Origin of the sequence: Dyella silvatica, from assembly GCF_026283955.1 — a bacterium.
GTDB classification, from domain to species: Bacteria; Pseudomonadota; Gammaproteobacteria; order Xanthomonadales; family Rhodanobacteraceae; genus Dyella_C; species Dyella_C silvatica.
In genome coordinates this window covers 14,129-26,113 of record NZ_JAPDPE010000015.1, presented here as the reverse complement: position 1 = coordinate 26,113, position 11,985 = coordinate 14,129, and the positions used below count along the sequence as shown (strand labels likewise).

The window sequence follows — 11,985 nt, the reverse complement described above, 5'->3', positions numbered from 1 at the left end:
ACATGGACTTCACGCCGACCGAAGCTCAGCAGTTGATCCAGCGCACGGCGCGCGAATTCGCCGATCGCGTGCTCGCGCCGCACGCCGCCGCACGCGACGCGAATGGCGAATTTCCGTCCACGGAATTGCGCGCGCTCGGCGCGCTCGGCCTGCTCGGCATCACCGTCCCCGAGGCGTTCGGCGGCACAAACGCCGGCGCGATCGCGTACTCGCTCGCGATGCAGGAGCTCGCCCGCGGCGACGCCTCGGTCGCGGTGCTGTGCTCGCTCACCAACATGGTCGGCGAGCTGATCGCGACCCGCGGCAGCCCCGCGCTCGCTGCGCGCTGGGTGCCGCGCCTGATCTCCGGCGACGCGGCGATCGGCGCGCTCGCGCTCAGCGAGCCCGACGCCGGCTCCGATGCGTCCGCGATGCGGACATTCGCGACCCGGACTGCGCACGGCTGGCAGATTTCCGGCACCAAGCAGTGGATCACCGCCGGCGATCGCGCTAGCTGCCTCGTCGTATGGGCGATCACGCAGCCGCCCGCCGCGCCCGGCGGACCAGGCCGCGGCATCACCGCGTTCGTCGTCCCCGGCGATGCGCCCGGGATCACCGTCGCGCGGCTCGAGGACAAGCTCGGCCTGCGCGCCACATCGACCGCACAGCTCGTCTTCGATCGCGTCGAGGTCGGCGACGACGCCGTGCTCGGCGCGGTCGGCGGCGGGTTCGCGCTTGCCATGCTCACCCTCGACGGCGGCCGGATCGGCATCGCGTCGCAGGCGATCGGCATCGCGCGCGGCGCGTTCGAGGCCGCCCTGCGCTACGCCAGCGAGCGCCGGACGTTCGGTCAGCCGATCATCGAGCACCAGGCGATCGGCGCGATGCTCGCCGACGCCGCGACCTGGCTCGACGCGGCGTCGCTGATGACGTTGCGCGCCGCCGCGCTCAAGCAAACGCGCAAGCCGTACTCGCAGGCGTCGGCGATGGCCAAGCTGTTCGCGACCGAGCACGCGTGGAAGGTGTGCGACGCCGCGCTCCAGATCCACGGCGGCAACGGCTACGTGCGCGACTTTCCCGTCGAGCGCGCACTGCGCGACGTGCGCGTCACCCGCATCTACGAGGGCACGAGCGAGATCCAGCGCATCGTGATCGCCCGCAACCTCGTGCTCGCCCCATTGCGGTGACGCCGTCCCGCGTCCAGATCATCCTCGCGTTCGCCGCGATGTACCTCGTTGGTGGCTCGGTGTTCCTCGGCCAGCGCGTCGCCATGCACGGCGGGCTCACGGCGTTTTTGACCAGCGGCGCGCGCATGGCGTTCGCCGGCGCGATTCTGCTCGCGTGGTCGCGCGCGCGGCGGCGGGTTCGCGCCACGCCAGACTTGGCTCGATCTCGCGATCTCGGGCAGCCTGCTGTTCGTCGTTCGTCGGCGGCAGCGCGCTGTCGATGATCGCCTCCGACCGCATCGCGTCCGGCCTCGTCGCGTTGCTCACCGCGGCCGTGCCGTTCTGGATCACGATCGGCGCCGCGTTGCTCCCGGACGGCGAGCGGCCGGCGAGCCTCGGCGTGCTCGGCTTCGTGCTCGGCTTCGCCGACCTCGTGATCGTGATCGTGCCGACCGTGCACGGCGACGCGAGCGCAGATCGATCGATTCATTGGCACCGACTCTGCATACCCCCGATAACACGGGCTAATCGCCCTACCCTGATGCCCGCACCGCAAGCCAGCATGGCTATCGTCACGCCAAGAGTGAAGCGCGCCCATCGGCAGGCGCGTTCTCTTCGCCTCATCTCCTTATTGCCAGGGGGCGTGCCAGACTCGGAAGGCCCCTTTCGGGATCGGCCCTGGATTGTTGGTCATACTAGTCCTTCATGTCTCCCGGGTCGGGGCGGTCCCGGGAGACGGCGATGGATCAGAACGGGTAGTCGGGAACGACGGAGCGTGTGGTGATCCACTGCCACTCAGAGAATTGATCGGCGTTGGTCAGTGTGCTGTGGTTGAAACCATTGCCTGAGTCGCCTACGCCACCAATCGGGCCGTAGACCTCGTGCAGCACGGTCTGGTCATTGATATGGATCACGCCGCTATGAAGTTCGTCCGCGATGGCTTGCGCGCGAGCGAGATTCGGGGAAATGACCGCAGCGCAGAGCCCGTACTCGCTACGGTTAGCCAGCGCGGCGGCCTCTTCGTCGGTCTTGAAGACGGTAATCGCAGCGACCGGACCGAAAATTTCCTCATCAAACGCAGGCATGCCTGGTTCGACGCCACTAATCACCGTCGGGGTAAAAAACAGGCCTTCGCGCGAACCGCCTGCATGAAGGGTGGCGCCCTTGGCCAGCGTTTCGCTAACGATGCGGTCCACGCTCGTTGCTTGGCGCTCATTCACGACAGGACCGATCTGAGTTTCGGCATCAGAGGGATTGCCCACCACAAGCTGCTTGGCATGGCGAACAAGCGCCAGCACGTACGCTTCCGCGATGCTTTCATGCACAAGGTGACGCCCGGTCGTCAGGCAGATCTGGCCCTGATGAAAGAAGGAACCCCAAGCGGCGGCACTCGCCGCGCGCTCGACGTCAGCGTCCTCCAGAACGATCAAAGGATTGTTGCCGCCGAGCTCAAGCGACACGCGCTTTAACAGGCCACCCGCAATCGAACCGATCTGTTTGCCAACCCGAGTGGAGCCCGTAAACGAAATCATATCCACGCCGGGCTCGCGAACTAGCGCATCGCCGGTAACCGCCGCTCCCGGCAGCACATGAAATAGTCCGTCTGGAAGGCCCGCCAGTTCGAGTAGGCGTGCGAGGGCATAGCCGCCCGCGATAGGAGCCTGCAAGTCCGGCTTAAGAATGACGGCGTTGCCCATGGTGAGCGCGGGGGCGACCGCGCGCACAGCCAGCAGTAGCGGCGAGTTCCACGGCGTAATGATTCCGACAACACCTACCGGAATGCGGCGTGCCACGCTACGACGCCCCTCTTCCGCCGACGCAGCGAGCACTCCAGACGGCAGGCTGGCCAATGCGGCGCCTTCGAGGATCTCACGGGCTGCCATGTGCACTTCCCACCGGCCCTTCGCGCGAATGGATCCGCTTTCGCGCACAAGGTCGGCGGCAATCTCGTCGCCGTGCACGAGCAGTAGGCGCGAAAACTCACGAACGATGTCGCCGCGCTTCGGTGCCGGGAGACGCGCCCACGCCTTTTGGGCCTTACGTGCCGCCACCGTTGCCGCGTGCACGTCTTCCATGGAAGCAACACCGGACTGACCCATGACCTGGCCAGTCGCTTTGTCGAGCACCGGTTCGCGTCCCAGGCCGGCAGCTTTCCAGCCATTGCTGTAGATCTGTCCGCTCCAGGCATCTTTAGACGCAAATAAGGAGTGTGTATCACTCATGGGGTCATTCCTCTCATGTAGACCCGGCATGGGGGTTCATGCCGGGTAATGGGTTTTCGACGAGTGCGAAGGTCGCGAGTTACGCGCGGAATGCCGCGGCAAAGTGCTCGGCGAATGCAATCGTCGTAACGTTGGTGGCGACAGACGGCACGTCCGGGAAGACCGAGGAATCCATGACGCTGAGGCCCACCAGGCCGAGCACTCGGCCGGAGAGATCTACGACGGTCCCAGGATCGCTCTCCCGCCCCATGGGTGCGGTGGCCGATGCATGCTCGTAGGAGTCCAGCGTGTTGCGGATAGACGCCAGAATGGCCTCATCGGTCTCCGCCTGCGGCCCCGGATTGAGTTCGCTGTGGACGAACTGGCTGAAAGGCGACGTCTTGCCAATTTTTCGAGCAAGCTTGACGCCCTCGAGAAGCCGCTCTCGGTCTTGCGGCGCCGATAGGAAGTTGTAGTCGATGCGGGGCATGGCGCCCGGGTCGAGGCTGTCGATCCAGAACATGCCTTGGGACAGGGGCCGAGTGAGCGCCACGGCAAGTACAAAGCCAAGCTTGGTGGGACTTTGATCGTGCGGAAACAGATGCGTGGCCGTGATGTGTAGATCCAGGTCACCCGGCGTCGCAGTCGATGTCCGCGTCCAGAGCTTAGCGCCAATAACCGGCGATTGTGCCCCGGCCAACTCGGGCTTCACCGCATAGGCGTTGAAGTAAAACGGGTGCTCCGTAAGGCGCAAGCCTACCGGGAGATCGGCCTTCACTGGCACACCCAGCCGACGCGACTGTTCCCCAGGACCGATACCTGAGCGCATCAGGATGGCCGGGCTGCCGAAAACGCCGGCGGAAAGCACGATGTGGCTTCCATAAACGATCTGCCCGTTGGCCAGGCGCACAGCGACGGCGCGTTTGCCTTCAAACATCACGCGATCCACCAAGCCGTCGGAATGGATGGTGAGATTTCTGCGGGAGCGAACGGCATCCGTGAGGTACGCCATGCCAGTATTGACGCGCACGCCGTTGACTATGTTCATGGGATATGGGCCAACGCCGTTAGCGTCTGCGCCGTCGAAATCTGCGATGGTCTTGTAGCCATTGGCAACCGTCGCATCCATGAATGCGCGTTGTAATGGCGTGACATCACTACGTATCAGCTGATGAACCGGGAATGGTCCGCTGCGGCCATGAATGGCATCCGCACCCCCGGTGCGACTCTCGAGGCGCTTGAAATCAGGCAAGAGGTCGCTGTAACCCCAGCCAGGTAGATTCCAGCGCCTGAAGTCTTCGGGCCGCGCACGTACAGCCACCGCGCCATTGATAGCGGAGCTACCGCCGACAACCTTGCCACGGATCGCATGGATCGGGTGGCCGACGTACGAAGGTTCGCTCTTGTACCCCCACTCAAACCTTGGATCCAGGTTGGCACCCACCAGGTCCGACTTACTCACCAAATCCGGATAAGCATTCGGGGCATAGTTATTGCCGGCCTCAAGCAGCAACACACGACGATCGGGGTCTTCGCTCAAACGTGCCGCCAAAACCGCACCGGCGGAACCGGCGCCCACGACAATGACATCGTAGTCGCGACTGGACCCGCCAGGTGCATTGCCTCGGGCCTTTTTCAAGGACGTTGCATTCGCATGGCCCGGAAGGCCGATACCCGCAGCGACCGCGGCCGCCGAAAGTGCGAGCGTTTGGCCAAGCATACGGCGACGGGAGCCGTCAAAATGTTCGTCTGCGTTTTTCATAGTGTCCTCCATCGAAAAGCGCGGCTGCGCTGTGTTGCCAATCTAAGAACCGCGTCGAGGCGGGCATAGCCAGAGATGCACGACACCGCTGTTCGGCGAATCCGAACGCAAAGCAGCACACTATTGACTGACCGCCGAGTCGAAGGCCGATGAAGAGCACCGATGAATAAATTTCTAGAGATGAGTACGTTTATCGCGGTCGTCGATGCAGGAAGCCTGACGGAGGCCGCCAAACGTCTGGGTACGGCCAAATCGGTGGTCAGCGAGCGCATCCACGGCCTGGAGACTCGCCTCCGGGCGCCTTTGATCGAGCGGGGTACGCGTTTGAAGGTGACCGACGCCGGCCAACGCTTTTACGACAGTGCGGTCCGCATCCTGGACGAAGTGCAGATAGCAGAGGAAACGCTCGAGGCCGCCCACGATGGCTTCAGTGGCCCATTGCGTATCGCGACGCCGATTGTCTTTGGCCAGCGGTACCTGGCATCCATTCTCACGGAGTTCGCCGCGACCTACCCTGATATCCGCCTCGACGTTGAAGGCAGCGACGATTACGTCAACATGATGGATGAGAACTACGATTTAGCCATTCGTATGGGGGTCGTGCAGGATTCCACCCTGGTGGCGAAAACCATCACGGAGAACCGCCATGTCATCTGTGCCAGCCCAGCGTATCTAGCGCAAAACGGCACGCCCCTTCATCCTCGCGAGCTCAACGCGCACCAGGGATTGATGTACAGCTTCCGCCAGCCAGGCATGCACTGGAGCCTGCCCGTGGATGGTGTCTTACAGCGGTTCGCCATACGTCGCCGCCTGCGCACCAACAGCGGCTATCAGCTCGAGGACGCGCTGCTGGCCGGCCTGGGAATCGCCATCATGCCGACGTTTCAGGTGGCAGATGCATTGATTGACGGGCGCCTGATCTCCATCCTTTCGCCGTATGTGCCTACAGGCAGTGTGATTTCTGCTGTCTACAAAGCGTCTCGTCGGGGATCTCCCAAGATTCATGCCCTTGCTCAGCTCATTGGTCAGCGTCTCGGCCAGCCGGCCATCTGGGATGTCGACATCCAACGCGCGCTAGCGAGCCAATAGCAATGCTCGGCATTGCCGAGCCGTCAGAACGGCGAATGCGATCCATGCGTACTATCTCGTTGGATATCCAACGTCTGCACCGGATATGGATGCCACCGCCTTCGCGATGCCGCCGGCTTATCCCGGCTCAGGTAAGGAATCAGCCACCCCCGATAACGCTCCCTAATCGCTTCGTACTCTTAAACGTCGTTTTGAAGTTATGCGGAGCGATCTCTTTCCCATAGCCAGCCCCTTGGCGGAAATTATCGGCTGGAAGTGCCGTAATCTCGGGAGTAGCCCAGGTGACTAATTAAACTGCCAGTGAAAATGCCTCTCCCTTAATTGGAGTACCCTCTTGGATGTTCGAATTCTTCGGACAGATGACCAGGCAGAGATTCTCGCATGAACGTACGCAGCCAAATCAAGGACTATATCGCAGCTCAGCCAGAGCCAAGGCGAAGTGATATGCAAGATCTGCATGACATCATTCTTGGAATCATGCCTGCCTGTAAATTATGGTTTCTCGATGGCAAAGATGAAAATGGCCAGGTTGTTTCTAATCCAAATATAGGTTACGGGGCGCAGACTATAAAGTATGCCGATGAAAAAACCAGAGAGTTTTATCAGATTGGCATCAGTGCAAACACAACTGGCATCTCTGTCTACATTATGGGCATAAAAGACAAAAAGTACTTAGCCGAGAAATATGGGAAAAATATCGGCCAGGCAAAAGTGACTGGGTACTGTATCAAGTTCCGAACACTAAAAAATATAGACATTGATATTCTCGCAGACGCAATGCGATATGGGATCGAACACACGCGCGTCTAAATAGTGATTTAGATCGGGTTACATGCCAGCTGAAGTAAAAAAACCACCCGCGGCGATACGCAAAGACGTAGAGAGCCAACGGAAAACGTGTATTGGGTCGAGACGGCCTTTGCCATACCCCAGATAACCCTCTCTAATCTGCGACGCGCATCAGCGACTGTCGTCAGCGCCGACGTCCTCCCGGTTTTGAGTTGCGCCGCTATTTGGAGTCCAATCTCTCAGCCGATGGAGATTGGAAGTGAAGAAGCGATTTACCGAAGAGCAAATCATCGGGTTCGAGTCTTCGTTAGAACGACGGCTTGCGGCCACGGAGCGGACACCGAACACTTGAGTTAAGCCAGCGCCGCGAAGCAGCGTCGGCTTGAATGATTTGTTAGCTGACTGGCTCCAGCCACATGTTCGCCATTCGCTCGCCTGCGAGCCAACGTTCATAAGTAAGCATTCGATCCCACGAGTCTTCATTGCTCAGCTGTACAGCGAACTTCTCTTCCTGATCCTTGATTGCAACGAACTGGCGAGCGCGCTGAGTAAAACCTTCTCGAACCTTCAGCGGACGGGCGTCATATCCGGTTATTGAGTTCTTGTCGGGAACGAAGAGGACAGTCATTTCTCCATCAGTGTTGAACGTTGGATCACGGTAGGCGCCGTCAAGAAAGTGAATTACGTGGCGCTCCGCCTCAATGTACTTGTTCTTTAAGTACCAGATCTTGTAACCGATCACCGGAGATCCGCCAATTTGCTCTATGAGCTTCTGGACGTTCATTTCGCAGGTGCTTTGCCGCGACCAAAGCTCAGGCTCTACGTTGACGTAAAACGGAGCTTGGCTGCTGAGGCGGCGACAGAAAGAAGCGACCTTTTGGTCGATCTTCTCTGGCGTTGTTAAACCATCAAGTTGCATGGAGAGCGACTCCTGTCAGTTAACTATCGAATATGCAGATCCAGGGGGCCGTTATACATGCGCGACCTGCGGTCGCCAAGGGCGCCGTAATACGTTGAATTCAGACAAGCCTTCGCTCGGTGCGTCGGGTTAATCCATTCACCCGGCGGGCAGTCTGTAGCGACGAGGATGTCTGCTTGGTCTGAGGCAGGCGACTGCCCCACCCCCGATAACACGGGCTAATCGCCCTGCCCAAAGCCCGAAATCAGCCAGAAAGAGTCATTCATTCGAATGGCTGTCGAGACGCTCATCTGGCTATCTCAATCGGTTTGCGGCCGCTCACCCTCGTACTACAGCATGTTGTCTCTCAAGCAGCATTGACCGCCTGAAGTTGTGCGATTAATTGTTCTCTTTGATTTCAAGCAACCGCATTGCGGTGGAGCACAATCCCTGCGCCAACCTCTGGGTCTCGTATATCTGTTCCTCCCAGTAAGAGCGACTCTCTGGGTCGTTCCTACTGAATTCTGAAACATTAATGTACTCGTAACCTGAAGGTAGGCCTGCACTTTGTTGGCCAAAATGCGTAAAGAATGCCTCTACTTCTGAGGCCAGATTTTGTCGAAGCTTTTCAAGGGCGGAATTCTGGAACTTGTAGCGTGGATTGCCCTTCATCTCGAGAATCTGGTAGAGCGGATTCGTCACATCGTGTCTGACGAAACTCCCAAACCGTTCGCCTCTTATAAGCTCAATCACTTGATAAGACATAACCCCGCTGTAGCTTGCTAGTGTTGCGATATCTTTGGACGAGTACGGGGAGGTCGCCTGCGATGGATGTGTGGCGCTGCTGCGCTCTAGCTCGCGTGCGGCACGACTTTCAGCTTCGATCTTCCAGCTCTTTATTTCTTCGACCGTATAAGCGGCTTGCTCCTTATCGATCAAGCTTCCATGAGTAGGACACATCCATATGGCATTCGAGATATCACTGCGTTGATCCGGTGATATGGATGCATCATATCGCGGTCCTCCAGGCGCAGCGGCGGTGATGTGAGCTGCGACTCCGTTTTTTATCCATTTATCATGAGATTCAACAGCCGGCCCCGCCGTGGAGCGATTGCATTGCGGAAACGAGCATTTCCAGCCCGCACGACCGGCCAAGACAGTCTTTACTGATTGCGAAAAATCATCTCGGTTTCCCGTCATACGATTGCCCCCGGTGAATGAAATAAACGACGTTATGTTCAAAAATTTATCGCAAGGACGCGCTTCACGGGACGACCGGTCACGCCTTTTCTCGCAACGGTGCTTCTGATGCCGTGGTGGTCTGTCTTCGGCATCACAAAGCGGCCTCTTGCGCCAACAGAATCCCGTTCTGCCGATGCCTCACCGCCATCCTGATCCGCCAGAAGTACATCGCGCCGATCGCCCCTTCGAATATCGACCCGACCACCCAGCATGTCGGGAGGAAGCTCGCGTCTCCGATGTGGCCGGTCATCAGCACGTAGGTAGTGGGAATACTGATCGCCCACATCAGCACGACCCTGGTGAGGAACAGAAACCTCGTCAGGCCGAAGCTCTCCAACACCATGCCTCCGGTCATGGAGAACGCGAACGCGAGCGAATAAAGCCATAGCACTCGCACTGTCGCGACGGATACCCGCTGAATCTCCTCCCCCTTGTCGATCAGCCCGAACGGGTTGAGCAGGAACAGGGGCGTCACGATCTGGAGAAACGAGATGACCGCGAGATACGACAGCTCGATCCCCATCGTCACGAAGAGGATCCGCGTTACCTGTGGGTAGTCGCCTTCGCCGATGGCATTTCCGCACAGCACGCCGCACCCGATGCCCAGGCCGATCAGCGGCACGCCGCCCAGGTAGTTCACTGTCAGGTTGACGTTGTTGGCCGCGAGCCCGGCAGCGCCCAGGCCGGCGACGATCCACACGAAGGCCGCGCTGCCGAGATTGGTAAGCCCGGTGGAGCTGCCGATGGCGAGCCCTTTTCTGATACGCGGGATCAACTCACCGCCGATGCGCCTTCCACGCCGGAACAGCAAGCCACCCAGATCCCTCCAGACCTCGCGCGGCATGCAGGCCACGTAGCAAACCGTCATCGTCAGCGTGCCGATCAAGGTTCCGATCGCCGAGCCCCGCATACCGAGCTCCGGCAAACCGTACTTGCCGAATACCAGGCCGACGATCATGAAGATGACCACGGCCTGGCCGATCAGCCCGACAACCAGCGTCACGCGGGTCCGGCCGATGCCGCTGAAGTAAGCCGAAAGCGCCATGTTCAAAGTCATGGCGGCACCGAAGAACGCCGACCAGAACAAGAACTGCGACTCCAGCCGGGTAATCGGCGGAGGCCGATTGCTCAGTGACGGAATCCACTCCATGAGCGGTGCCATGAGGCACAGGATGAGCGCCAGCGCAGCGCCCACCAGGATGCCGAGCGCGGCCTGATAGGCGGCCTGCCGCTGCCCCGATCGGCCGAACGCCTGCGCCACGCACGATCGCGAGAACCCGGCGAACCCGGTGAAGAAAGTAACGATCGCCATCGCCGTATGGATGGCCGGCCCCGACGCCTCCAGCGTGTCGGTCGAATATCTGGCCAGACAGATGCGATCGATCAGCATCATGATCAGGTTACCCAGCATCGCCCCCATCAATGGCGCGGAGACGCTGAGGATTTTCCTGCCCACCTGGAAATAGGTAGCGCCGTCATTCGACTTCAAGGCCGTATCCATCGCCATCAGGTCCGCGACCTGAGCCGCACTGGCACGGCGCTCGGGCCCATGAAGAAGGTCATCACCTGCTGCACCGGCGGTGCCGTGGTGTCGAACTCCAGCTCGAAGTTGCGCATGATCGCCGACACCACCACCTTGACCTCGATCAACGCCAGGAAGCGGCCGGGGCACAGGCGCTGACCGCCGCCGAACGGAAACACCTTGCGCGCAGGGTCTTCGTCCTTCTGCGGTTTGTGCTCGAAGATCCAGCGCTCCGGCTGGAACTGCTCATGCTGTGGGAACTGTGTCTCGTCGAGCCCGTCGCCGAAAGTCGTCGGCACGAAGATCACCATACCCTTCGGCAGGAAAGTGTCGGCCACCACGCAGTCGGCTTTGGCGATCAGGCCCAGAAAAGGTGTGGACGAGCGCAGCCGCTGGGTTTCGCTGTGCGCGGCGTCGAGGTACGGCAACAGTTTCATCTGCTCCCACTCGCGCGACATCCGCGCATCGCCCAATACCGCATCGACTTCGGCGGTGAGCTTGCTGGCCGTCTCGGGGTTCTGCGCCAGCAGGTTGATCATCCACGCGATGGAATTGGCCGTGGTGTCGATGCCGCCGACCACGCTGGCGATGGCATTGCTGACGAGGTCCTGGTCACTGAAATCCGACTCGGGGTCTTCGCTGGCGACGATCATGGCCTCAAGCATGTTGGTGGGATCTTCGCGCAGCTGCGGCCGCTGCTTCATTCGCTCGCGTGTCTCCCCGATCAGCCTCAGCACGGTCTGTTCCACATCATGGGCAGACTGATCGGCCGCGCGGTCCACCGGCAGGCGGAAACGACGCCAATAGGGGTATAGCGACGTGCCCCGGCTGGCGAGGCGGCGCATCAGGCTGTCCAGGTCGTGCTGCAACGGGTGGCTGTCGTCGCTGACCACGTTGAGGTCATAGCCCATCGCGATGCCGACGATGATGTCCAGTGCCAAGGCCTTCAAGTCGCGGCGCAGGTCGACGCGCTTGCCGTCGGCCAGGGTGGCTTTCCAGCGGTCCACCATGCGCTGGGTCATCATGCCCATGGTGGGAAAGAAATTCCGGATCACCTCGACACTCAGTCCGCCCGTGACCAGCTTGCGCTGCTTGCGCCAGTCCTCACCTTCCGCAGTGAACACACCGCCCACCTTCAGCTCGTTCATGCGATAAATGGGCCCGAACTCGCGGATGTAGTTCGACAACGTCACGTGCCACTGGCTGCCGAGCATCTGCAGCTGATTCCCAAAGAATGGAATCCCCTTCGGGCCCGGCAGATCCTCGACCGTGCGCGAGTACTTGAGTTCGTCCGCTTCTTCCATGTTCAGTTCGGCGGCTTCGATGTTCGAATTCAT

10 protein-coding genes are annotated in these 11,985 nt (G+C 60.3%); 3 read left to right on the top strand and 7 right to left on the bottom strand.

The genetic code is table 11. The annotated features are described in order from the left end of the window. The first annotated feature begins 2 nt into the window (after positions 1-2). A complete protein-coding gene (locus OUZ52_RS05040) occupies positions 3-1,166 on the top strand; it encodes an acyl-CoA dehydrogenase family protein (protein ID WP_266157232.1) in 1,164 nt (387 codons plus the stop codon). Positions 1,167-1,262: 96 nt separating this feature from the next. Here the strand turns inward: OUZ52_RS05040 and OUZ52_RS05035 are convergent, their stop codons facing one another. From OUZ52_RS05035 to OUZ52_RS05025, 3 genes are all read right to left on the bottom strand, one after another. Beyond that, positions 1,263-1,496 (bottom strand): hypothetical protein, encoded by a 234-nt coding sequence (locus OUZ52_RS05035; protein ID WP_266157231.1) that lies wholly within the window; start codon positions 1,494-1,496, stop codon positions 1,263-1,265. A gap of 395 nt (positions 1,497-1,891) precedes the next feature. Further along, entirely contained in the window at positions 1,892-3,397 is a 1,506-nt protein-coding gene (locus tag OUZ52_RS05030) for a benzaldehyde dehydrogenase (protein ID WP_266157230.1), read from the bottom strand. A 49-nt stretch (positions 3,398-3,446) separates the two neighbouring features. Beyond that, positions 3,447-5,108, bottom strand: coding sequence for a GMC family oxidoreductase (locus OUZ52_RS05025; protein ID WP_266157229.1), 1,662 nt, complete (start codon positions 5,106-5,108; stop codon positions 3,447-3,449). Positions 5,109-5,270: 162 nt separating this feature from the next. On the opposite strand from OUZ52_RS05025, the gene OUZ52_RS05020 reads away from it, so the two are divergent. Next, the gene (locus OUZ52_RS05020; RefSeq protein ID WP_266157228.1) at positions 5,271-6,197 is read left to right on the top strand and encodes a LysR family transcriptional regulator; all 927 of its coding nucleotides are present in this window, start codon (positions 5,271-5,273) and stop codon (positions 6,195-6,197) included. A 381-nt stretch (positions 6,198-6,578) separates the two neighbouring features. Continuing rightward, positions 6,579-7,007 (top strand): DUF1801 domain-containing protein, encoded by a 429-nt coding sequence (locus tag OUZ52_RS05015; RefSeq protein WP_266157227.1) that lies wholly within the window; start codon positions 6,579-6,581, stop codon positions 7,005-7,007. A 373-nt stretch (positions 7,008-7,380) separates the two neighbouring features. Here the strand turns inward: OUZ52_RS05015 and OUZ52_RS05010 are convergent, their stop codons facing one another. From OUZ52_RS05010 to OUZ52_RS04995, 4 genes are all read right to left on the bottom strand, one after another. Further along, a complete protein-coding gene (locus tag OUZ52_RS05010) occupies positions 7,381-7,905 on the bottom strand; it encodes a hypothetical protein (protein ID WP_266157226.1) in 525 nt (174 codons plus the stop codon). A 378-nt stretch (positions 7,906-8,283) separates the two neighbouring features. Then, entirely contained in the window at positions 8,284-9,084 is an 801-nt protein-coding gene (locus OUZ52_RS05005) for a hypothetical protein (RefSeq protein ID WP_266157225.1), read from the bottom strand. 133 nt (positions 9,085-9,217) lie between these two features. Continuing rightward, a complete protein-coding gene (locus OUZ52_RS05000; protein ID WP_266157224.1) occupies positions 9,218-10,615 on the bottom strand; it encodes an MATE family efflux transporter in 1,398 nt (465 codons plus the stop codon). Between the two features lie 17 nt (positions 10,616-10,632). Further along, positions 10,633-11,985: a cytochrome P450 gene (locus OUZ52_RS04995; protein ID WP_266157223.1), complete on the bottom strand. Its 1,353-nt coding sequence runs from the start codon at positions 11,983-11,985 to the stop codon at positions 10,633-10,635.

Coding starts and splice junctions, on each gene's coding strand:
- OUZ52_RS05015 (WP_266157227.1), top strand. CDS start 6,579: ATGAACGTACGCAGCCAAATCAAGGACTATATCGCAGCTCAGCCAGAG.
- OUZ52_RS05020 (WP_266157228.1), top strand. CDS start 5,271: ATGAATAAATTTCTAGAGATGAGTACGTTTATCGCGGTCGTCGATGCA.
- OUZ52_RS05010 (WP_266157226.1), bottom strand. CDS start 7,905: ATGCAACTTGATGGTTTAACAACGCCAGAGAAGATCGACCAAAAGGTC.
- OUZ52_RS05040 (WP_266157232.1), top strand. CDS start 3: ATGGACTTCACGCCGACCGAAGCTCAGCAGTTGATCCAGCGCACGGCG.
- OUZ52_RS05030 (WP_266157230.1), bottom strand. CDS start 3,397: ATGCCGGGTCTACATGAGAGGAATGACCCCATGAGTGATACACACTCC.
- OUZ52_RS05005 (WP_266157225.1), bottom strand. CDS start 9,084: ATGACGGGAAACCGAGATGATTTTTCGCAATCAGTAAAGACTGTCTTG.
- OUZ52_RS05025 (WP_266157229.1), bottom strand. CDS start 5,108: ATGAAAAACGCAGACGAACATTTTGACGGCTCCCGTCGCCGTATGCTT.
- OUZ52_RS04995 (WP_266157223.1), bottom strand. CDS start 11,985: ATGAATTCGAACATCGAAGCCGCCGAACTGAACATGGAAGAAGCGGAC.